Source organism: Acinetobacter calcoaceticus (genome assembly GCF_051947995.1).
Lineage (GTDB): Bacteria > Pseudomonadota > Gammaproteobacteria > Pseudomonadales > Moraxellaceae > Acinetobacter.
The window spans coordinates 79522-101822 of sequence record NZ_JBLVVH010000001.1 but is presented as its reverse complement, the minus strand read 5'-3'; the positions used below and the strand labels follow the sequence as shown (position 1 = coordinate 101822).

The window sequence follows — 22301 nt, the reverse complement described above, 5'->3', positions numbered from 1 at the left end:
CATAAAAAAGACGATCATATGACCGTCTTTTTTAACTCCGACCTATTGAGAGGATTCAATTGATGGAGACTGGGGCTTCCTGAAGCTATGGATTTTGCGATTAATATCGTCAATAAAAGTATATACCACAGGAATCACCAGTAAGGACAAGAAGGTACTGGTAATCAAGCCGCCAATCACCGAAATTGCCATCGGTGCCCGGAAACTCGGATCTGTACCAATGCCTAAGGCGATTGGTAACATCCCTGCACCCATGGCTAGCGTGGTCATGATAATTGGACGTGCCCGTTTATGACAGGCATCCAGCAAGGCATTGAAGCGGGAGTAATGTTTTTCATCTCTGGCAATAATGGCGTAATCGACCAGTAGAATCGAGTTCTTGCTGGCGATCCCCATCAGCATAATCAGACCGATCAGGCTTGGCATCGAAAAACTGCTTTTCGCCAATAGCAGCATCACGAATGCACCGCCAAGCGATAAAGGTAGGGCCACCAGAATGGTAATCGGTTGCAGGAAGTCTTTGAATAACAGTACCAGTACCACATAGATACACAATACGCCGGTTAACATGGCCAGTCCAAAGCTGGAGAACAGTTCCTGCATGACTTCGGCATCACCAATATTGGTACGTTTCACCGTCGGTGGCAGATTCTTCATGGTCGGAAGTTGGTCAACTTTTGCAGCGATATCGCCCAGCGGCTGATTATTCAGCTCAATGGTAAAGTTGATGTTGCGTAGGCGGTTAAAGCGGTCAATCTGGGATGGGCCACTTTCAATATTGACATCGGCAATGGTACCTAACATGACAGGGCCATGACTGCCTTTAACCATTAGGCGTTTCATCAAGTCCTGATCCTGACGCGCGGATAGCGGAAGCTTGATTACTACAGGAACCTGACGTTGTGACAGATTTAACTTGGCTAGATTCTGGTCGAAATCGCCTGCCGTCGCAATACGCAAAGTCTCTGCAATATCATAGGTGGTGACGCCTAGATCGGCTGCTTTGGCAAAGTCTGGACGAATCACCAGTTCAGGACGGATCAGAGCGGCACTTGAAGTGATACTTCCTACATGGGGAACTGTTCGTAATTCACGTTCAAGGCTACGTGCGGTTGCCATGAGTGTGTCAGGATCGTCCCCAGACAGTGCGATCTGGTATTGGCTATTGTTGCCAGCAAGTCCGACCTGAATGCGTGCACCAGGAAGTGGGGCAAGGCGTTGGCGAAGTTCATCTTCAATGTCTTGCAAGCTCGCATTACGGTCAGAACGTTCGGTTGTCTGAATTGTGAGTGTGGCTTTACGTGGCTCACTGGACGCACCACCTGCAAAAGGATCTGTTCCCGCAGCACCGCCACCAATGGTGGTATAGATACTCTTGATTTCGGGATGGTCTTTAATCAGGTTACGTGCGTATTCGGCAGTTTTAAGCGTATCTCCAAATTGAGAACCGGGGGTTAGCTCCAGACGGACCTGTGTTTGACCGGTATCAGGTGGCGGCACAAATCCTGTCGGTAATAAAGGAATCAGCATGACCGAGGCAATAAAGAAGGCAATTGCACCGCCTAAGGTGATCCAGCGGTGACTGAGACACCAGGTCACCAGACGCATATAACCACGCATGACTTTGCCATCTTTGGCGCGGTCTTGGGCTAAACGGGCTGTGCCTTGATCTGCCGCCGTTTTGGCATCTGAAGTATCGTCCTGCTGTTCAACTTTGCCGATCCACGGTTTCAGGATATAGGCAGACATCATCGGGGTAAGCAAACGTGCAACCAAGAGGGAAGCAAAAATTGCCAATGCTGCAGTCCAGCCAAACTGAACAAAGAATTTTCCTGCAATGCCACTCATAAAGGCGGTCGGCAGGAATACGGCAATCAGGGTGAAAGTGGTTGCAATTACGGCCAGACCAATTTCATCGGCAGCTTCCATCGCAGCTTCATAGGGGGTCTTGCCCATGCGCAGATGCCGTATGATATTTTCAATTTCTACGATCGCATCATCGACCAGAATCCCGACCACCAGTGACATGGCCAATAGTGTTACGGTATTGAGGGTAAAGCCAAAAAAATACATGCCGATCATGGCAGGTAAAATAGACAATGGCAGGGCAGTTGCGGCAATAATCGTGGCACGCCAGTCACGTAAGAATAACCACACCACCAAAATCGCCAGAATAGCGCCTTCATACAGCAGCGACATTGAGCCTTCGTAATTGTCAACCACAGGATTGACGAAGTTAAACGCTTCGGTAATCTTGATATCCGGATGTGCCGTTTTCAGTTTATCCAGTGCTTCAGCGACACCTTTTTGAACATCAACCTCACTGGCCCCTTTACTGCGGGTGATTTCAAAACCAATGACGGGTTGTCCATTTAACAGTGCAGCTGAACGTCTTTCGGCAATCCCGTCACGAACCGTGGCTACCTGATCCAGACGAATATGCCGACCATCACTTAAGGCAATATCCATTGCACCAATTTCATCTGCTGTCTTGACCGTGGCAATGGTCCGAATCGATTGTTCACTGCCCCCAATTTTGGTTTGGCCACCGGAAGCATCTTGCTGGACTAAACGCAGTTGACGGGTAATATCGGTCGCCGTTGCATTCAGTGCCAAGAGTTTTTCAGGATCGAGTTCAACATCAACCTGACGTGTTACACCGCCAACACGTGCCACTGCACCGACCCCTTTGACCTGCAGCATGGCACGGGCGATGTCGTAATCCACAAACCATGACAGCGCTTCTTCATCCATTTTTGGCGACTGGATGGTATAGGTCAGAATCGGGGAGCCAGACAGGTTAATCTTGCTGACAATGGGGTCGCGTAGATCCGCGGGTAAATCGGAACGAACCTGCGATACTGCATTACGCACGTCATCCACCGCTTCTTGCAGGGGCTTTTCTAGCTGGAATTCAGCGGTCACCGTCACTACACCATCCTGAATATTGGTGTACTGGTTTCTGAGTCCTTGCAGGGTGGCAATCGAGTTTTCGATTTTACGCGCCACTTCGGTCTCAAGCTGTGGTGGCGCAGCACCGGGAAGGGCTGCGGTGACCGTGACCATAGGAAGTTCAATATCAGGGAACTGCTGGATCTTCATCCATTTAAAGCATAACAATCCGGCCAAGCCCAGCATGATAAATAACAGGATGCCGGGAATAGGATTACGGATCGACCAGGCGGAGAAATTCATATCATTTCTCCTGTGTAGTCACAAGTTGTTTGGTGAGTGGTGTGTCGGGAATATCTTTGGCAATACTGACCAGATCACCATCTGCCAAGAAACCTGTACCAGAAGACACTACTTTGACATTCGGGGCCAAATCTAAAATTTCGACCCGATCGCCCAGACGGCGTCCTACACTGACTTTCTGTTGAGTGACACGATTGTTGTCATTGACAATAAACACATAAGAAAAACCATCACGTAACAACAGCGCAGTTTGCGGAACGGTTAACGCGGCTTTCTGGCCTAAATCAAATTCTCCTTTAACAAACATGCCCATGCGTACAGCCTGCGTGGTTGGAATATCCACATATACCAGTCCGTAACGGGTCTGTGGATCAATCACGGGCGCGATCATTCTGACTTTACCTGTCACGGCAGGTTGAGCTGGATCAGGTGAAATGATATGCGCTGTCATGCCTTGTTTGAGCTTATATAAATCAGAGGTGGTCACTTCTGCACGCCATTCCAGGCGATGATCACGAATCAGGCGGAACAGTTCCTGTCCGGTTTGGGCCAAAGAACCGACCGTGGCAGTACGTGCCGAAATGACACCATTGTCAGGCGAGACCACTCTGGTTTGAGCTAAACGTAATTGATTACTTTCAATCTGTGCCTTGGCTGCATCCAGCTTGGCTTGCGCAGTGGATTGGGAGGTTTGATATTGGGTGGCTTCCTGAGCCGAGATTGCACCTGTATTTTTGAGTTGCTGAATACGTCTATTATTGGTCATGGCATCGGCAAGCACTGCCTGTGCTTCGGCATAACTGGCTTTCGCTGCGGCAAGGTCGGCACGAATGGTGTCGCTGTTAATCTCTGCCAGAACCTGACCACGTCGTACCTCATCACCGACATTGACATTGACCCGAGTCAGACGCTGGCCTGAGAGTTCGCTGCCAATGACTACTTCTTGCCATGCCGCAATATTGCCATTGGCGGTAAATGTCTGTTTCCAGTTTTGCTGTTGAGGTGATACCACCGTAACGGTCAGCGCAGCTTTTTGTGCTGTAGTATCGGCATTTTTTTGCTGATTCGTCGCTGTAGATTTTTGAGCAGTTTTAGTCTGCCAAACCACAATTGCAATAATTAAAAGTACAACCACGATTGCTAAAATGAGCCAACCCTTTTTCTTTGTTTTCTTGGGATTTTGAGAAGTCATCTTTCCATAGTCATCAAGTCTTGATGGCTAAGTATAGTCGAAGATTTCAACAGTTGGTCAAGATACAATGGATAGATAAAAAAATTAATAAAGTGATCTATTTTGCTTACTTTTTACCTAAGAAAATATGTGAGATTATTCACATTGATACATTTTAGGGTATCCCAAAATGATAATGCCTTTTTATAAAGGCAGAAGCCGGTTGGACACCACATTTTTCATGACAATGGTCGAGGTCAGGCGTTGCACATTGGGTAGGGCGGAGAGACTGTCATCATAGAGCTTCTGGAAACTTGCCAGGTCTTTTGCTACTACATGTAGTAAATAATCCGGATTGCCAAATAATCGCTGTGCCTGAATGACATTAGGAATGTCGATGACTTTTTCTTCAAAGCTGGACAGGGCAGTTTTATCTCCATCTTTTAAGGTCACAAAGATAATTGCCGAGAAATTAAGGCCGATTTTTGAGGCCTCAAGATCGGCATGATAGCCTTTGATCACGCCACTTTCTTCCAAAGCTTTGACTCGACGATGACAAGGAGACAGGCTTAAACCGATTCGTTCCGCCAGTTCTGTGATAGATAATCGCCCATTTGCTTGTAGTTCAGCAATAATTTTCTTATCAATGCGATCCATTTAGAAGAATCTCCCTTGGAGCTTTGAAGATATAGAAGTATTTGGAATAACATTTTCACCATTAAAGCATATCCTTTCTTAACAATCTTCACCAAATGGTGAAAAAGAAAACGATCAAAGATCGTATTGTCGATGTGGGAAAGGCTTTGCTTATGGAACTTAGTGTGATTTTTGCGTTCTGGTGTGTTTCGATCTTATTTGTGTTAACACCTGGTGCAGATTGGGCTTATGCCATCCTTGCGGGCATTCAAGGTAAATTCGTACTGAATGCCGTGACGGGCCTGATTTTGGGGCATTCTATCGCCATCTTGTGTGTGGCGGCTGGGGTAGGTGCATTACTGCAACATTATCCAATACTGTTAACCAGCATGACGATCTTAGGTGCCTGTTATCTGCTATGGATGGGTGCAAATTTATTACTTCATCCCGCCATCATTTCCAGTGATCACGAAGAAACGCAAACACTCGATTCTGCACGTTCGTGGTTACTGAAAGGCGTGGGGATTAGTGGGTTGAATCCTAAAGTCTTGCTGTTGTTTTTTGCTTTATTACCACCGTTTATTCATCCGGAAATGAATTTTGCACCGACTACCCAGATTATGTTACTGGGCATGATTCATCTGCTAAGTTGTGCGGTGATTTATGTGCTGGTGGGAATTGCCGCCAATAAATTGTTGGCAACGCGTCCACAGGCTGTAAAAGTTGTGAGTCGGGTTTCAGGTAGCCTGATGATAGGCATCGCGGTCATCTTATTTGTTGGGCAAATTTGAATGACTAGGATGCTTTGAACTGAAAATCAGACATTAGAATTTATATTGATTGAATTCAGTCTGTTAATTTTAATAGTCTTAAGTCCGGAAAAATCATGAAATTATAGAATGGCTCATATAGATAAAAAATAGTGTAAATCGTATTAATTCTCATTTATTATGCGGTTTTTTTAAAGCCGGCTGAAATAAATCATGGGTAGAAAACTTAAACCATTAGTATTGATGATGGCATGCGCTTCGATGGGGACAACGGCCGTTTTTGCAGATGAACTACAACAGGGGCAAGCAGCTGATGCAAGCGTGACATTAAATACAATTCGTATTACTGCCAGTGCGGATGCATCAGCAGATGGTTTAATGGAGCCTTTTGCGGGTGGGCAAGTTGCCAGTGGTGGTCGGGTCGGGATCTTTGGTAATCAGAAGAATCTGGATACACCATTCAACTTAACCAGTTATACCAATGCATATATTCAGTCTAGGCAAGCTAAAAGTGTGGGGGATGTCTTAAAGGCTGATCCAAGCGTTCGTGTTGGGCGTGGTTTCGGAAACTTTCAGGAATCTTATTACATCCGAGGTTTTAATTTAGGCTCGGATGATACGGCTTATAATGGTCTGTATTCGATTCTGCCACGCCAGTATATTCCAACCGAACTATTTGAACGTGTCGAAGTGCTTAAAGGTGCTTCATCTTTCTTAAATGGGGCAATGCCAGGTAATGGCGGAATTGGTGGGGCAATTAATCTATTGCCAAAACGTGCAGGTAATGAACCATTAAACCGTATAACAGTTGGTACAGATTTTAACGGCGGCCAAATTGCCAGTGATACCTCGCGTCGCTTTGGCGAAAACCAAGAGTTTGGTGTACGTGTAAACACCGCTTACCATGGTGGCAATACCAGCGTTGATGATGAAAAAAACTCATTAGGTCTGGCTGCAATTGGTCTGGATTACCGTGGTGATCGCCTGCGTTTATCTGGAGATATGGGCTATAGCAATAATCGTTTAACTGCGACACGGCCTAATATTTCACTTACAGGTTTGACTGAAGTGCCTGCTGCAATAAAGGCGAGTCGTAACTATGCACAAAAATGGACCTACTCCAACGAAGAAGATGTGTTCGGTAGTTACCGGGCAGAATATGACTTGAATGATGCAGTAACCGCTTATGCGGCTTATGGTTTCCGTCATGGCGAAGAACAAAATCGTCTGGCAAATCCGACTTTAACCAATGCCTCTAATGGTGATGCGAAATATTCACGCTTTGACAATGGCCGCGTTGATATGGTGAATACTGGTGAAATCGGTGTGCGCGGTAAATTACAGACAGGTTCTATCCAGCATAACCTCGTATTATCAGGCTCTGCATTCCAGCAAAATACCCGTAATGGCTGGGCCATGAGCGGAAGTAACACCACCAATATTCTTCACCCAGATTATAGCAATGCACCTGAATTGACGATTGGTAATCCAGAGCGTGTCAATGATCCTAAGCTTGGGACACGTACCCGTCTAAGAAGTATAGCGATTGGGGATAATATTTCTGCGCTTGATGATAAGCTGATTGTGATGCTTGGTGCACGTTATCAAAAGATTATGCAGGAAACTTATAATTATCAGATCGATGGAAGTAAAATTAATCCAGCCTATAATGAGGCGAAATGGACGCCTGCTTTAGGTGTGACTTATAAACTGACGCCAGAATTTTCTGTATATGCAAACTATATCGAATCATTGGCGAAAGGGTTAAGTAATACCACTGCGGATGCAACCACTACGCTTAAACCTTTTGTTGCCAAGCAAAAAGAAATGGGTGCTAAATACGAAAATGATCATTTAGGTGCGAGTATCAGTTTATTTGACATTAATAAGCAGCGTGGTGTCTTGCAAAATGGAGTATTTAGTGATGCAGGTGAATACGTACACCGTGGTGTCGAGCTAAATACCTATGGCAAGCTGACTGATTCGATTACGGTATTAGGCGGTGCGTCGTGGCTACATGCTAAGCAAAAAAATACAGGATCTGCCTTATATGATGGCAATAATGAAGTTGGCGTACCAAAGTTCCAGGCCAATTTAGGTGCTGAATGGGCATTGCCAGTTCCGCAAGAGATTTCCCTAAATGCACAATTGACTTATACAGGCTCGACTTATGCAAGTCTGGACAATAAGTTAAAAGTGAATGACTGGATGACGCTGGATATCGGTGCAAACTATAAAACCCAGCTTGGACAAACCCCAACAACTTTTAACTTTAAAGTGAATAATGTCTTCAATAAAGACTATTGGTCTTCTGTAGGTTTATCTGACAATATCAATAGCACTGCAAACACCAATAATGGTTATGTGGTTGCAGGTCTACCACGTACCTTTATGCTCAGTGCAAGTTTTGATTTCTAATTTATAGCGCTAAAAAAAATCCCCGAATATTCGGGGATTTTTTATTTATAGAATGGCTTTAAGGCGTTTGACCACTTCTTCACACTGACTCAAATCTGCAACCAGTGCCATACGCACATGACCTTCACCCGGATTGCCTTGTTCTGTGTCACGAGACAGATAACGACCCGGCAATACTTTAATATGCGCTTTTTCCATCAACATCTTGGCAAAAGTTTCATCATTATCCACTTTTAACCAATAATAGAAACCCGCATCCGGTTTTTGTAACGGTAATACATGACCGAGTTCGGACTGGAATAAATCAAATTTGGCACGGTATTGCTGACGGTTTTCTTCAACGTGTGCTTCATCATTCCAAGCTGCAATGGATGCTAATTGATTTTGTACCGGCATTGCAGCGCCGTGATAAGTACGGTATTGCAAATAAGGTTTTAATAAAGCCGCATCACCAGCAACAAAACCAGAACGCATACCTGGCAGGTTTGAACGTTTAGAAAGTGAATGGAACACGATACAGTTTTTATAATCGTCACGGCCCATTTCCGCACAAACTTCGAGTAGACCAACCGGAGCCTGATCAAACCAAAGTTCTGAATAACATTCATCTGATGCAATCACAAAATCATATTGATCAGACAGGGCAATCAGCTTTTTAAACTGTTCTTTTGACAGCACCGTACCTGTCGGGTTGCCAGGAGTGCATACAAACAGTAATGCCGTTTTTTCCCACACTTCCGCAGGAACCGCATCAAAATCACCCAAGTAACCATTGTCTTCGGTACAGTTGATGAAATAAGGTTTTGCACCTGCCAGTAAGGCTGCACCTTCATAAATCTGATAGAACGGATTTGGCATCACCACGTAAGGCGCATCTTCACGTTTAATCAAGGCTTGCACAAAAGAGAAAATCCCTTCGCGTGTGCCAGACACGGGCAGAATATGATCCTCTGCACTGATCTGGTTCAGCTTAAAGCGATTGGTGAGCCATTGTGCAATACTTTGGCGCAGCTCTGGTAAGCCTTTACTGTTTGGGTAGGTCGATAAATGGGCAAAATTATCAATAATTGCCTGCTTTACAAACTCTGGCGCCGGATGTTTCGGTTCACCAATTGACAGAGGAATCAACGGTAAATTGGCAGGTTGTATATCTTTAAACAGTTGGTTTAACTTTTCAAAAGGATAGGGATGCAATAACGACAAGCTAGAGTTCATTTAAACAGGTACCAAACAATAAAATTTAAGATGGATTACAAATTTGATTTGATGCTTCGTCTAAAGCCGCTTTGAGGGTTTCCACAAAAGTTTTGACTTCTTCATCGGTGAGCAAGACACCATTTTTCTTGGTGACAAAGAAAATATCTTCTGCACGTTCGCCCAAGGTGGCAATTCTGGCCGAATGGATATCCAGACCTTGCAGCATGAACAAGCCACCGATACGCGCCAGCAGTCCGGGTTGATCCAGTGTGGAAATCTCGACCATATGTTGCTGTAAGGTCGGGTTCAGCACGATATCCACGGTATTTTGTACATCAAAATGACGTAAATGACGTGGGATACGGCGTTGCATGATCCCCGGATACTGGTCGGAATGACTTAAGGCATCGACCAGAGCGGCTTTCACTTTGCGTTCACGTTCTGGGTCAGTCAACAAGGTGCCAAAACGATCCAGTACCAGATAAGTGTCCAGGCTGAATGAGGTTGAGGCGGTAATAATACGCGCGTCCTGAACATCCAGATTCATACGGTCTAATACGGCCACCGTTGTGGCAAATAGGTTCGGCTGATCACGAGTATAGATAAAGATCTGCACCGCATCATCTGCTGCATTACGATGCGCACGTAACAATACCAAGGGTTCGGGATTATCGCCGTGTTGCAGAATGGCTTGGGTATGCCATGCAATTTCATTGGCTGATTCTTTGACGAAGTATTCATCGCCCAGCTCTTGCCAGACTTTTTCTACTTCAGCAAGGGAGAAGTCATTGACCAAGAGTTCGCTGGCCGCAAATTTGGTGTCTTCAATCAGCATTTGATAATCGACTGGACGACCCAAGCCCGAACGGATGACATCACGCGCATAGGTATACAGTTGACGCATCAATGAGGCACGCCATGTATTCCAGAGTTTAGGATTCGTGGCATTAATGTCGGCGACTGTCAGGGTATAGAGATAATCGAGATGCTCCATATCCCCGACTTTTTCAGCAAAGTCTTTGACTTCATCCGGATCGGAAATATCTTTTTTCTGAGCCGTCAGTGACATCAACAGGTGATTGTTGATCAGCCATGCCACCAGCTTGCATTCACGTTCGGTAAAACCATGGGTGCGACAGAATTCAATGGCATCGATCGCGCCGAGTTCACTGTGATCACCACCACGGCCTTTGGCAATATCATGGAAAATCGCAGCCATATACACGATGTCATGGCGGGCAATACGCTGGAACACGGAACTCACCACCGGAAATTCTTTGGCAAATTCAGGTTCTTTGAAGCGGCTTAAATTACGGAGTAACAATAAGGTATGCGCATCGACCGTATAAATATGGAACAGGTCGTATTGCATCAAGCCGGTGATCTGTCCAAATGCGGGAATGTAATTGCCCAACACGCCATAACGTTTCATTGCCACCATGGTGTTATACAAATGCGGTGAACGGATGATCGACATGAATAGGGCCTGATGTTCTGGATTGTCGCGGAAACGCTGGTCAATCCGTTTGGCAGCCAATACCAGCAGACGCAGGGTACGGGCACGAATCCCCGTAATTTCAGGACGATTTGCCAGCAGGTAGAACAATTCCAGAATGGCAATCGGTTCTTCTGAAAAAACTTTATGATGTTGAACAGCCAATTTCCCATCGACAATTTTAAAGCGCTCATTAATATCAATAATGTGGCGTTCATAATCAGGTAGACGAGGCGTAATCACCGATTCATTGAAATAGGCCAGTAGCATTTCATTCAGGGTGGAGACCTGTTGCGCGGTACGGTAATAGCGCTTCATAAACTGTTCAACGGCAAAATTAACCGGTTGACCTTCTTCACGGACATAGCCAAATTTTGCGGCAATGTCGCGCTGGTATTCAAACAACAGGCGGTTTTCATCGCGTTTGGCTAGACGGTGTAACTGGGTGCGGATTTCCCATAAAAAGCTTTCAGCTTCTTCAAGTACCCCAAGTTCAAACTCGGTAATAAAACCTAAATGCACCAGATCATAAATGCGATTGACACGGAAATGACGTTTGGCAATCCAGCCGATCTGGTTGATATCACGAATACCGCCCGGAGCATTTTTAATATCAGGTTCCAGATTGCTTTCCGTGTTGTTGTGTTGTGCGTAGCGTTTGGCCTGTTCAGCCATTTTGGCATCATAGAAAGTTTGATCCGTCCATGTCTGTGCCACGATGCGACGCGGCCACTTTGCCAGTTGCGGATTGCCTGTGATCAGACGTGCTTCAATCAGCGTCGTCGCAACGGTCAGGTCATTAATCGCCTGTTCGACACAGTTTTGAATGGTCCGGACGCTGATGCCGGGTTTGAAATTACCGACATCCCATAAAGAAGAAATAAAGGTCGAAATGAGTTTTTCTTGTTCTTCACTGATTTCATCCTCAGACAAAATCATGATATCCGTATCTGAATAGGGCAGCATTTCATGGCGGCCATAGCCACCCACGGCAAAGAGTCCCAATTCAGTCTGGTTTAAACCCGCATGATTCCATAGAAAGATCAGTGCTTCGTCAATCGAGTCTGAACGTGCACCAATCACTTCACGAATGGGTTGCCCATTTTCATAACTCTCCTGTAATTGCTTTTCTACATCCGTTCGCCATTGGTTAATGGCTTGAATATCATGATGACTGGTGACGTAGTTCAACAAGGGAGATGTATTGATCATGAAAATGGGTCTACTCAATTCAGGTTAAGAGTTAGTGTGTACGCTCACTTGGTCTGCGGCATGTTGGGCCAGTTCACGCGCAAGGTCTGTGGTCTCAGCACGTGCAGTGGCAACACCCATACGACGGCGCTTAAAACCTTCCGGCTTTCCAAATAGGCGTAAGTCTGTATCTGGATTGGCTAAAGCAAGATTCAAGCCAGCAAAGCTGAGATTTTTGGCATCCACACCCGCATAGATCACTGCACTTGCCGCCACACTGTGACGGGCAGTATTCACAGGCAAACCTAAAATGGCACGGGCATGCAGTTCAAATTCGCTTTGGAATTGCGAAGCCAGCGTCACCAAACCGGTATCATGTGGACGAGGAGAAACTTCACTGAACCAGACTTTATCACCCTTAATGAATAACTCAACCCCGAAAATACCACAGCCACCTAATGCAACAGTGACCTTATTGGCAATACGTTTTGCTTCTTCCAGTGCAGCAGGCGTCATTTGTTGCGGCTGCCAGCTCTCGACATAATCGCCCGCATCTTGACGATGTCCAATCGGATCACAGAAATGCGTTTCAACTTCGCCCGTTTCCGGATTTTTGGCACGGACAGTCAGTAAGGTAATTTCAAAATCGAAATCAATTTGCGATTCAATAATCACGGTACCTTGATTCACGCGGCCGCCTTGCATTGCATAATCCCAAGCGGCATCCACCTCATCGAAGCTTTTTACGCGAGACTGGCCTTTACCAGAAGATGACATCACCGGTTTAACAAAGTTTGGATAACCAATATCGTCACAGGCAGCGCGGAAACTTTCTAAAGTGCTGGCAAAACGATAAGCCGAAGTCGGGAGGCCAAGCTCTTCAGCAGCTAAACGACGAATCCCTTCACGGTTCATGGTGAGGTTGACCGCTTTGGCCGAGGGAATTACGGTTGCGGTTTTATTTTGTTCAATTTCAAGCAAGACTTCAGTGGCAATCGCTTCAATTTCAGGAACAATCAGATTCGGTTTGATGTTTTCAATCAGTTGTTTTAATTCGGCTGGATCGGCCATATTCAGGGTATAAGCATAATGAGCGACTTGCATGGCAGGCGCATGATCATAACGATCTGCAGCATGAACTTCGACACCCAGACGTTGTAAAGAAATCACCACTTCTTTACCCAGCTCTCCAGAACCTAACAGTAAAACCTTAAATGCAGAAGATTGAAGTGGAGTTCCAAGAGTGACGCTCATGCGAATAATCCTATCCTGAGTAATTTGTGTTTAAGCATAGCAGAACTTTTTACGGAATTAAGCCCATATAGCACAAAAAAACCTGCTTTTTGTCAGACAAAAATAGCGGTTAAACAGCCCTTTGATTGATTTAGACATTGACTTGGTAATTTAGTTTTAATTCATCAGCATGTTGTCCACGAATGCCCCAGTTCAGTTTGGGCGTCTCAAAAATGGTGATTTCAACGTCGTGGGGAGAGATTCCGCAGTGTTGTTGAATATAGGTAAAAAGTAACCGGATTAAACGTTTTTTCGCTTCATTGCTGCGGCCTTCAAACATGGAGATTTCAATAATCAGGTAATTTTCACTGCGATCTTGCGGATAAATAAAATCACTGGTCGCAAGACTGATGAAACGCTGGAATTTCTTTTCGACCGGATAGTTCAGACTGTCTACCAGCGCCTGATGAATGGCATGGGAAAGCTGGTTTCTAAATTGCTCAATGGTGTGCTGTAATGCATAAATTTTAACTTGCGACATGAATGTTTTACTTCCTGATATATTGTTTATTTGACTGATCACAATATAAGGCAAATAGATCGCGAGAACACCATACCTCTGCATTGAATCCGCCCACATGCTATGCGTGATTAAAATGTCACAATGATTGAGAATTATTCCCAAATTGACTAGCATAATGGCCTTATGTTTCATCGGCGATCTGATATGACGAATCCAAACACGCGTGTAACAGCAATTCTGTTGTGTAGTGCCTTTTTATTGGCAGCTTGTGGTAACTCAGGCGATGAGCCAAAACAGAAGGTAGAGATCAAGCCAGCGCCAAAACTGAATAATGACGCAACCAGCTATGCCAATGCCGCTTGGAAACTGATTAATGAAATTGATCCGATTGTTTATAACAAGCAAACGGCTGAAATTGAAGAGAAGGTCAGAAAGCCATTACGTCAGCTCAGTACTGATTGGCGGATTAATGTCAAAATGACCGATTCGGTGACTGAAGGGAAATATGCGTTGTGCCGTAAGGCATTGACCAGTCTGGATACCTGGGCGCGTGATGTTAAAGATAAAGAAAATGTCTCTGCCCAAAAGCAGGCAGACTATGAGCGTGATAAAGCACAATGTAAAGATGCGATTGATAATCCGGCTTTAGGAAATACCTCGCCTAAATAAGCAGATAGAGATAAAAAAGCGAGATCATTGATCTCGCTTTTTTATGGTTAAAGTCATCAAACGGTTATGAGCTTTTGACTGTTTTTGCGGCTTCCTGTTTGGCTTTGCTTGCTGTGGTACTGGCTACTTTTTTCGTATCTGTCGCTGCCTTCATTGCCTCATGTTTGGTCGTATCTTTCATTTTCGTCATGTCATGTTTGGCGGTTTGAGTGGTTTTGGTTGCTTCTTTCTTGGTTTTTACCACACTTGTTGCAACACATTTACCACCTTTGTGATTGGGTCCTGTACCGCCCTGGAGTTGAGTTCCTTTCGGGCAGGCAAATGCGCTAGCGCTAAGTACGGTAAATAAGCCTGCTGTTAGAATCGTTGCAATTTTTCTCATGATTGTCATCTGCATCGGGTAAGCGATAGTGCTTAGCCTTAATGTAAGCGTGTTGATGAGCGGAAAGCAGACTGATTTTGTGAAATATTTTAGAGCATGCGTAGCATTTTATAGTCAGAGTTTGTCTTTTAATTTAGATTTAAGTTTAAAAGCATATTGCAAAAAATGCGGTGCTTATCAATTTAAAATACAAAAGTTCAGGTTTACTCTTTTAGATAACCGACCGTGGCCAATTTTCTGAGACCTTCTAAATCGAGTACTGCAATTTTTTTAAAGCCCAACTGAATCACACCTTGCTTTTCAAACTGATTCAGTTCGTGATTGATGGTTTGTCTGGAAACAGTCAGCATATTGGCCAACTGGTCCTGTGAGATCTGAATGTTGAAGTCTTGAATCGATGAACGGTTACCATAACCTTCCAAAATAAATAACAGCCGCTGCGCCAGACGCTGGCCAATACTTTGGGTTTGAATCGCAATATGTTCTAAAAATACATAGCGTAATTTTTGACTGGTGAGCAGGGCAAAGTAATACCAGTAATAGGGATTTTGTAGCAAGAAATCATGAAGTGGCTGCGCAGGTATTTGCATTACCACACTTTTCTTCAATGCAATCGCGTCATGCGAGCGGGGTTGCCGGTCAATCAGGGAAATTTCGCCAAACCACATGATCGGTTCAGCAATTGCTGCGATGGCCTCGTTACCATTGACATCGATATAACCCAGACTAATCGAGCCTTCCAGCACGCCATAGACCCCATCAAAACGATCTTGTGCGCTAAAAACAGCCGCATTTTTCTCAACAGTGTATTTTTTACCATGTTCAAGAATAAAATTTTGAAAAGGCTCTGCTAAGTGGCTAAACCACGCGTTCTGTTTTAAATGCTGAATATAAAGCAGTTCTAACACGATTGTTCCTTGCTTAAAAAGATATCCATTTGTCAGCTACGTGACAACTTGCTCACGCTATTTCTTATAGATTAACAGCATAAACGAATGATATGAGGAAAGAAAAATGACAAATCTGGAGCGTCTACTCAGCCAGTATGCAGCTTATCATCTGGATCGAAATAATATTGTGACCCATTTTGTGGGTATTCCTTTAATTGTTTTTTCTATTTTGTGTTTAACGGCACGTGCAGGTATCGAAATTTCTGGCTTTTCAATCACATTAGCCATGCTGCTCATCGTAGTCAGTAGTATTTACTATATTTCACTGGATAAGCTGTTTGGTGGCCTGATGTTGATTCTTTTTGTCTTGGCTTATCCCTTGGCCGTAAAAATTGCCGCTTTATCCATGTGGAGCTGGCTAGGGGCCAGTATCGGTATTTTTGTGGTGGGCTGGGCGTTTCAATTCGTGGGGCATTATTTTGAAAAGAAAAAGCCTGCTTTTGTTGATGATGTGATTGGTTTGGCCATTGGACCGTTATTTGTGCTGGCTGAATTCATCTTCTTGCTTGGCTTTCGTAAACCGTTACACCAGCGGGTTTTAAAAGAAGCACACATCAAGTGTGCTGAAATGGATATGAAGCCGCAGACAGTCGCTTAAGCAAATAGGTTACTCTATACAATTCATACCTGAAAGTTAGACAGAAATTGTCTAACTTTCAGGTGTTTTTTAGATTTTATGTATTTTAATTTTAATATGCTTGATCGCTTAAAAAATCAAAAATGATTTCGAAGGGCCTATATCTGTTGGATATAATAAAGGCATAAACTGCTATTTAATATGATCTAAAGTGGTAAATAAAACACTGTTCCCTCATTTAAAATAAACAATTAAATCGTTTCATATAAAAAATATTAGGATGAAATTAAACAATATTGAGTATCTATTAGAAAAAATAGGACTAACTGCACAAAATCGTGCCATTTCTATTCATTTTTCAAATCCGAATTTAAATACAAAGGTATTCCTGCAACGTATTGATGGTCAACACCAACTCAATGCTGGATTCAAGGCAGAGCTGATCTGCCTATCCACGGATGCGGCCATTCCCCTGAAACGATTTATCGGCAGCCAAGCAGCGGTTGATATGGTGACGGATCAAGGTCAACTCGCCCGCGTCACAGGGATCATTACGCAGGCACTGCAAGGACAATCGGATGGTAGCCTGACGCTGTATAAGCTCACTTTAGAAGATCCAACCGCACTGTGGAAACAACGCCGTAACAGTCGCGTATTTATGAATAAGTCTGTGGTTGAGGTTATACAAATATTGTTTCGTGAGTGGCAGCAACGTAGTGCTTTATTTGCTTCCAGTTTAAGTCTTGATCTGAGCGGGCTCACAGGAAGCTACGATATTCGGCCATTTATGATGCAGTCGAATGAGCTGGATAGCGAGTTTATTCAACGGTTGCTCTCTTCGGAAGGAATTAGCACCTTAATAGAAGAAGCAGCGCTTACTGTTCCGAATAGTAATCGCCCGATCCAGCCACAAAAACTTCGCCTTATTGATGACAATAGTCAATACCAAGCTTTAGACCGAAGAACAATTCGTTACCATCGCAGCAATGCCACGGAACAACATGACAGCATGATCAGCCTGAGGGCACAACATCGCCTACAGCCAACCGCTGTACATATCCAGCGTTGGCAAGCTGATGCACTGGAGCAAGAAGATGGTGCAGGTAGTGTTCAAACCAAACATCAGCATAGCCAAGACCATGCTGCAGCTTCCCTTGCACTCGAAGATGCATGGCATTTCAGTCCGGCATGGATGCAGGACCTCAACGGTGAAGATGGTGCAACTGAGTCGGGCAATGTACAGATTGAAAAACTCACCCAGAACCGAGTGCACTATCATGATCTGCAATCAAAACATTTTGTCGCCCATACCACCGTCCGCGACGCGCATGTCGGATACTGGTTTGAGCTTGCAGAACATCCTGAAATTAATCTGCACCAAAGCGGTGATCAGCAATTTCTGATTACAGCCAAACAGTTTTATAACCAGAATAATTTGCCGAAAGACTTAAAACAACAGATCAACGAGTTATTAACCGAAAGTGACTGGCATATTGAAGATGGTCAGGAACGTCAGGCGAATCAACTGACCCTGCAGCGCCGTAGTATCAAAATCGTACCTGAATATCATCCCTTCACGCATAGACCGGCTGCTCATCCCATGCGGGCAAAAGTGGTTGGGCCGGAAGGTGAAGAGATCCAGGTGGATGAGTGGGGACGGATTAAAGTCCGCTTCCTGTTTACCCGTGCAGAGGATCATCAGCATGATGGTGGCGCAGGCGCCAATGATAATGATACCGACTCTGCCTGGGTGGATGTGCTGACGCCTTGGGCTGGCGAAGGTTATGGGGCACGCTTCTTGCCACGCATTGGCGAGATTGTGGTGATCAACTTCTTTGATGGCAATATTGACCGACCATTTGTTGTTGGACGAATTCATGAAGCCCATCGCAGTCCGACTAGATTCGATCATATAGGCAAGCTGCCTGACACCAAGAAACTGGCAGGAATCAAGTCCAGAGAATACCAAGGTAGCGGCTTTAACCAATTGAGATTTGATGATACTCAGGGGCAGATCAGTGCCCAACTACAAAGTAGCCATGCTGCGAGCCAACTCAATCTCGGCAAGCTTAGTTATCCGAAAGACACGGCTGAAAGCGATGACCGTGGCGAAGGTTTTGAACTACGGACGGATCAATGGGGCGCTGTGCGTGCAGGTGAAGGTTTATTATTTTCGACGCACAAGCAAGAGCAGGCGCAAGCTGAACATCTGGATGCTCAACCTGCCAAGCAACAGCTCGAAGACAACCTCAGCAATGCGACAGCACTGAGTGAAGTGGCCAAGCATCAGCAGACCGATGAAATTGAATCATTAGCACAACTCAAAGATTTCGCTGCACAGATCGAAGCAAAGATTGCCAAGTTCAATAAGGCATTGCTGTTACTGAGTTCACCCGATGGCATTGGTTTGAGTAGCCATGCAGATATTCATGTTTCAGCGGATGGTCAGATCAATCAAATTGCGGGCGACAGTATTAACCTGAGCACGCAAAAGAACTTGATTGCGCATGTACAGAACAGGATCAGCCTTTTTGCTGCGCAGCATGGGATCAAGCAGGTTGCTGCAAAAGGAAAATTTGAAGCGCATGCCCAGTCGGATGGTATGGACTTGTTCGCTAAACAAGGTATTCAGATTATCTCAACCGAAGATCGTATAGAAATCATCAGCCCCAAAGAAATTGTATTTACCGCAGGGTCTTCACAAATCAAGCTGAATGGTTCAGGGATTTTCCCAACTACAGGCGGCAAGTTTGAGGTGAAGGCGGGACAGCATCGGTTTGAAGGTGGGGCGAATATTGTGGTTCCAAAATTGAGCCTGCCAACAGCCAAGACACTGTTTAGCAATCAGGTGAACTATAACTGGAATATAGAATCTGAAGGAAAAAAAGAGATCTTTATTTTAGACCGAAAAAATAACAACCTCATAAAAACAAAAATGGATCAACTTGATTCTGAAAATAAAGTGAGTTCACTACGCTTCTACACACCGCAAACAACCGACTTTACAGCACTCATCTTTAATTCAGATCTTCCACGCTTAAAGCTGGATCTGCCTGATAGTGAAAATATTGATGAACTATTAGAAGAAGCACTTTATGAACAAGAAAGTGATGAAGGAGATACGGAAGAGGACGCCGACCAATGAGTAACTTAGTCACCATTACAGCCAAATTTTATGATAAATCTGGACAGTCTTTTGGTCACTTGGATGTCCAGTCTCGATATCAAGGTTCCTCTAAAGCCAATACTCAAAAAGCTGATTCTAATGGTTTATTTGTTTTTCAGGCCTCTCCACACAGGAAGGTGGAATTATTAGCTAAACCGCAGAATCAAAAAGATTATACGGTATTCAAAACCATAGATTCCTCTATTGCGTCGTCAGCAGAGAATCCAGTTAAAGTTCAACTGCCTAAAACAATAGAGGAATATAAACAAAGTAAACAGCCTTCGTCGGCTAAAGGAATTGTAAGTACATTTTTTAAAGTAGTGGATAGTAATGGGAAAATTATGAAGAATTTCCCTGTTCAGTCCAGACCGAAAGGAAAAGGAAACTCACCAGATAAATTCACTGATGATCAGGGAATTGTAGAGGTGAAGTCTTCTCCTAATCGGGATATAGAAGTTCTAGTATTGACATCCAGTGATCAATTTATCTTAAAAAGTTCTATGAATTCTGGTAATGGGAATGAGGAGCCGATCCTCATCAAACTGGATGAATCTTATGCAAATTTTTTAAGTCGCTCTATGATCAAGATTTTAGATCGGGATGGTAATGACTATGTTATAGACAAAACGAATGTAGAAATGTTAATTGTCGAGAGCGGTAGAAAGCAGTTGTATAGTATCTCGAATGGAAAGTTGGCTCTACAGAGTATGGTCGGGCAAAAACTGGAATTTACCGTGTATAAACCTGATGGTAAACCATTGAAACCTCAGCCTTATATGGCGACACGAATAAAAAATAATCCTGCTGAGTTACATTTGGATGTTAATGTAACTAAGGGAACGACAGCAGCTAATGATCCAGAGATTAATAAAAATATTAAAGAAAAATGTCTATGTAATAGGGATATGACTTTAGATGAGCTGAAAAAAATGATTTCAGAAATGCGGGAAAGTGAAGGTATTAAAAATATTAAAATTTTTAATCATAAAAATTGTACTCTCGAAGATAGATCAATAGAAGCATTACTAAAATCCTTAAATAATGTTTTTAAAAAATATGAAATAAATACCTGTTTAAGAAAAATAAATTTTATGGGGCAGATATATTGGGAAGCTGCTAGATTCATTACAACTACTGAGTTCGCATCGGGCGCATATTTAGATCCAGGAAGGCATAAAGACGCTGAAAAAAATGGAAATGTTATTGTCGGAGATGGAGCGAGGTATAAAGGGAAAGGTTTTATGCAATTGACTTGGAGAAATAATTATAATAATTATTATAAATATATTTTAGAGAATAGAGAGTATTATAAAGAAGTTATAGGGAACTTAAGTCTGAAAGAGTTAATGGATAGGAATAATAAGTATAATGAATGGATTGCTAGTAAAAATTTATTAGCTATGGATAGTGCAGGTTGGTACTGGTTGTACGGAACTAATATTAATTTGAATTTACAAGCAGATAAAAATAATGTTGGTAGAATCAGTGTGAAAGTAAATGGTGGTGCTAATGGTAAGAAAGAAAGGCAAGAATACAATAGTAGATTGTTAAGAATAATGGATTATAATAATTGTGTTAATAATATCTTTGGTGTAGGAAATTAGTTTATGAAGTTTTTTGTATGTATTCTTAGTATGTTGCTTTTTTCAGCCTGTACATATGGGAAGAAAAACAGTCTGATGAATCAAAATTGTGTTTTAAATGGGGGTGTCTGCTTAGTTCTAAAAAATGATGAAGAAATTCTTGTAGTTATAGGTGAGGAATATCCTTCAGTATCTTATTATGATGAAGTTGAAATTAAAGAAATAAAAAATAATAAACTTCAGATTATTAATAACTATAGTGATAAAGATCCTGTTGTTATATATAGTAATTTTTTATTGAAAGATAAAGTATTGATTTTGAGTTCGATTAGAACAGTTTCATATCCTAACTTATCTCCAAGGGGAGGAAAACAAGAGTGTGAAGTTAAATTAAATGAGTTTTTTAATCAGCCATTACAATATTATATAGATAAATTTGTTTTTGATTTAAGTGAAAGTGAAAAGTTAAAAATTTGTAAAATAGATAAGAGTTTTAATTAAATTTATTTTTTAAGGTTGTGAATGTATTAAATAAGCATTTATGTGCTTAAGGGGTTTGGTTGTTATATTCGGAGTGATCTATAAGGAAATAAAGATGGGAAGACAAAAGACCCAAAAGAAGCTAAAAAAGGATATGAAGGTTTTCTTGAGTTGGTTGAAGGGAAGGATTTTCCATTTGGTTATGAGTACAAGAACAAAAAAAAAATAGGTAGAAAACGATATGGCTATTCTGTAAATAATGCTAAAGATCTTGCTTCAAGAAGAGTGAAAGAATTATGAAAATATATTTGGGATTATATCTGGGATTGGTATCTATATCAGTATATGCTAATAATGATTTCTTTTGTTTAACGAATAGGAATCAGAAAGCAATATTATTAGTTTCTGCTAACTACCCAGATACGGATAAAGTCCAATATTATCCGTATCTCAAAGATATTAAGATATCTAAGCCTATAAAAACTAATATTGTTGATATGGGTGAGGGTGCTAAACCCGAGATTTATAGGACCGTGAATGAGATTTTCCATAATAAAATAACTGGTAATTATACATTTATGTCTCAAGGATATTTGATCTATAAGGCTACATATGTGAATAAAAGGAATAATAAAAAGACTAGCTTTGTTAGAGAGCATGAATTG

16 protein-coding genes are annotated in these 22301 nt (G+C 43.0%); 7 read left to right on the top strand and 9 right to left on the bottom strand.

Features of this window, described 5'->3' with window-relative positions; genetic code table 11:
• Window positions 1-42: 42 nt before the first annotated feature.
• From ACNQO6_RS00555 to ACNQO6_RS00545, 3 genes are all read right to left on the bottom strand, one after another.
• Window positions 43-3195 (bottom strand): efflux RND transporter permease subunit, encoded by a 3153-nt coding sequence (locus ACNQO6_RS00555; protein ID WP_440207789.1) that lies wholly within the window; start codon window positions 3193-3195, stop codon window positions 43-45.
• Between the two features lies 1 nt (window position 3196).
• Entirely contained in the window at window positions 3197-4387 is a 1191-nt protein-coding gene (locus tag ACNQO6_RS00550; protein WP_440207788.1) for an efflux RND transporter periplasmic adaptor subunit, read from the bottom strand.
• Between the two features lie 183 nt (window positions 4388-4570).
• Entirely contained in the window at window positions 4571-5023 is a 453-nt protein-coding gene (locus ACNQO6_RS00545) for an Lrp/AsnC family transcriptional regulator (RefSeq protein ID WP_005229861.1), read from the bottom strand.
• A 152-nt stretch (window positions 5024-5175) separates the two neighbouring features.
• On the opposite strand from ACNQO6_RS00545, the gene ACNQO6_RS00540 reads away from it, so the two are divergent.
• Together ACNQO6_RS00540 and ACNQO6_RS00535 are read left to right on the top strand one after the other, a co-directional pair.
• Window positions 5176-5793, top strand: a complete 618-nt coding sequence (locus ACNQO6_RS00540; RefSeq protein ID WP_440207787.1) for a LysE family translocator — start codon at window positions 5176-5178, stop codon at window positions 5791-5793.
• Window positions 5794-5985: 192 nt separating this feature from the next.
• On the top strand, window positions 5986-8190 hold the full coding sequence (locus ACNQO6_RS00535; RefSeq protein ID WP_440207786.1) for a TonB-dependent receptor: 2205 nt from the start codon (window positions 5986-5988) through the stop codon (window positions 8188-8190).
• A gap of 45 nt (window positions 8191-8235) precedes the next feature.
• Here ACNQO6_RS00535 and dapC read toward each other — a convergent pair whose 3' ends face one another.
• From dapC to ACNQO6_RS00515, 4 genes are all read right to left on the bottom strand, one after another.
• Window positions 8236-9405, bottom strand: coding sequence for a succinyldiaminopimelate transaminase (gene dapC, locus ACNQO6_RS00530; RefSeq protein WP_440207785.1), 1170 nt, complete (start codon window positions 9403-9405; stop codon window positions 8236-8238).
• 25 nt (window positions 9406-9430) lie between these two features.
• Window positions 9431-12094, bottom strand: a complete 2664-nt coding sequence (gene glnD, locus ACNQO6_RS00525) for a [protein-PII] uridylyltransferase (protein WP_343581734.1) — start codon at window positions 12092-12094, stop codon at window positions 9431-9433.
• A 24-nt stretch (window positions 12095-12118) separates the two neighbouring features.
• Window positions 12119-13336 carry a formate-dependent phosphoribosylglycinamide formyltransferase gene (gene purT / locus ACNQO6_RS00520; protein ID WP_343581738.1) on the bottom strand — a complete coding sequence of 406 codons (1218 nt, stop codon included), beginning with the start codon at window positions 13334-13336 and terminating at the stop codon, window positions 12119-12121.
• A 121-nt stretch (window positions 13337-13457) separates the two neighbouring features.
• Complete coding sequence (locus ACNQO6_RS00515; protein WP_440207784.1) at window positions 13458-13847, bottom strand: tautomerase family protein; 390 nt, start codon at window positions 13845-13847, stop codon at window positions 13458-13460.
• Between the two features lie 186 nt (window positions 13848-14033).
• Here ACNQO6_RS00515 and ACNQO6_RS00510 point away from each other — a divergent pair, with 186 nt between their 5' ends.
• Window positions 14034-14498: a hypothetical protein gene (locus tag ACNQO6_RS00510; protein ID WP_440207783.1), complete on the top strand. Its 465-nt coding sequence runs from the start codon at window positions 14034-14036 to the stop codon at window positions 14496-14498.
• Window positions 14499-14562: 64 nt separating this feature from the next.
• On the opposite strand, the gene ACNQO6_RS00505 is transcribed toward ACNQO6_RS00510, so the two are convergent.
• Together ACNQO6_RS00505 and ACNQO6_RS00500 are read right to left on the bottom strand one after the other, a co-directional pair.
• The gene (locus tag ACNQO6_RS00505; RefSeq protein WP_440207782.1) at window positions 14563-14880 is read right to left on the bottom strand and encodes a hypothetical protein; all 318 of its coding nucleotides are present in this window, start codon (window positions 14878-14880) and stop codon (window positions 14563-14565) included.
• A gap of 203 nt (window positions 14881-15083) precedes the next feature.
• Window positions 15084-15788, bottom strand: a complete 705-nt coding sequence (locus ACNQO6_RS00500; protein ID WP_440207781.1) for a Crp/Fnr family transcriptional regulator — start codon at window positions 15786-15788, stop codon at window positions 15084-15086.
• A gap of 106 nt (window positions 15789-15894) precedes the next feature.
• Here ACNQO6_RS00500 and ACNQO6_RS00495 point away from each other — a divergent pair, with 106 nt between their 5' ends.
• From ACNQO6_RS00495 to ACNQO6_RS00480, 4 genes are all read left to right on the top strand, one after another.
• Complete coding sequence (locus ACNQO6_RS00495) at window positions 15895-16428, top strand: Mpo1 family 2-hydroxy fatty acid dioxygenase (protein ID WP_440207780.1); 534 nt, start codon at window positions 15895-15897, stop codon at window positions 16426-16428.
• Window positions 16429-16687: 259 nt separating this feature from the next.
• Window positions 16688-19552, top strand: coding sequence for a type VI secretion system Vgr family protein (locus ACNQO6_RS00490; protein WP_440207779.1), 2865 nt, complete (start codon window positions 16688-16690; stop codon window positions 19550-19552).
• Window positions 19549-21177: a glycoside hydrolase family 19 protein gene (locus ACNQO6_RS00485; protein WP_440207778.1), complete on the top strand. Its 1629-nt coding sequence runs from the start codon at window positions 19549-19551 to the stop codon at window positions 21175-21177. The genes ACNQO6_RS00490 and ACNQO6_RS00485 overlap by 4 nt, the downstream gene beginning before the upstream one ends.
• Window positions 21178-21180: 3 nt before the next feature.
• Entirely contained in the window at window positions 21181-21657 is a 477-nt protein-coding gene (locus tag ACNQO6_RS00480; RefSeq protein ID WP_440207777.1) for a hypothetical protein, read from the top strand.
• Window positions 21658-22301: the final 644 nt, after the last annotated feature.

Bases quoted from the DNA above. Each gene is read 5' to 3' on its own strand.
- ACNQO6_RS00555 (WP_440207789.1), bottom strand. From the start codon at position 3,195: ATGAATTTCTCCGCCTGGTCGATCCGTAATCCTATTCCCGGCATCCTG.
- ACNQO6_RS00550 (WP_440207788.1), bottom strand. From the start codon at position 4,387: ATGACTTCTCAAAATCCCAAGAAAACAAAGAAAAAGGGTTGGCTCATT.
- ACNQO6_RS00545 (WP_005229861.1), bottom strand. From the start codon at position 5,023: ATGGATCGCATTGATAAGAAAATTATTGCTGAACTACAAGCAAATGGG.
- ACNQO6_RS00540 (WP_440207787.1), top strand. From the start codon at position 5,176: ATGGAACTTAGTGTGATTTTTGCGTTCTGGTGTGTTTCGATCTTATTT.
- ACNQO6_RS00535 (WP_440207786.1), top strand. From the start codon at position 5,986: ATGGGTAGAAAACTTAAACCATTAGTATTGATGATGGCATGCGCTTCG.
- dapC (WP_440207785.1), bottom strand. From the start codon at position 9,405: ATGAACTCTAGCTTGTCGTTATTGCATCCCTATCCTTTTGAAAAGTTA.
- glnD (WP_343581734.1), bottom strand. From the start codon at position 12,094: ATGATCAATACATCTCCCTTGTTGAACTACGTCACCAGTCATCATGAT.
- ACNQO6_RS00515 (WP_440207784.1), bottom strand. From the start codon at position 13,847: ATGTCGCAAGTTAAAATTTATGCATTACAGCACACCATTGAGCAATTT.
- ACNQO6_RS00510 (WP_440207783.1), top strand. From the start codon at position 14,034: ATGACGAATCCAAACACGCGTGTAACAGCAATTCTGTTGTGTAGTGCC.
- ACNQO6_RS00505 (WP_440207782.1), bottom strand. From the start codon at position 14,880: ATGAGAAAAATTGCAACGATTCTAACAGCAGGCTTATTTACCGTACTT.
- ACNQO6_RS00495 (WP_440207780.1), top strand. From the start codon at position 15,895: ATGACAAATCTGGAGCGTCTACTCAGCCAGTATGCAGCTTATCATCTG.
- ACNQO6_RS00490 (WP_440207779.1), top strand. From the start codon at position 16,688: ATGAAATTAAACAATATTGAGTATCTATTAGAAAAAATAGGACTAACT.
- ACNQO6_RS00485 (WP_440207778.1), top strand. From the start codon at position 19,549: ATGAGTAACTTAGTCACCATTACAGCCAAATTTTATGATAAATCTGGA.
- ACNQO6_RS00480 (WP_440207777.1), top strand. From the start codon at position 21,181: ATGAAGTTTTTTGTATGTATTCTTAGTATGTTGCTTTTTTCAGCCTGT.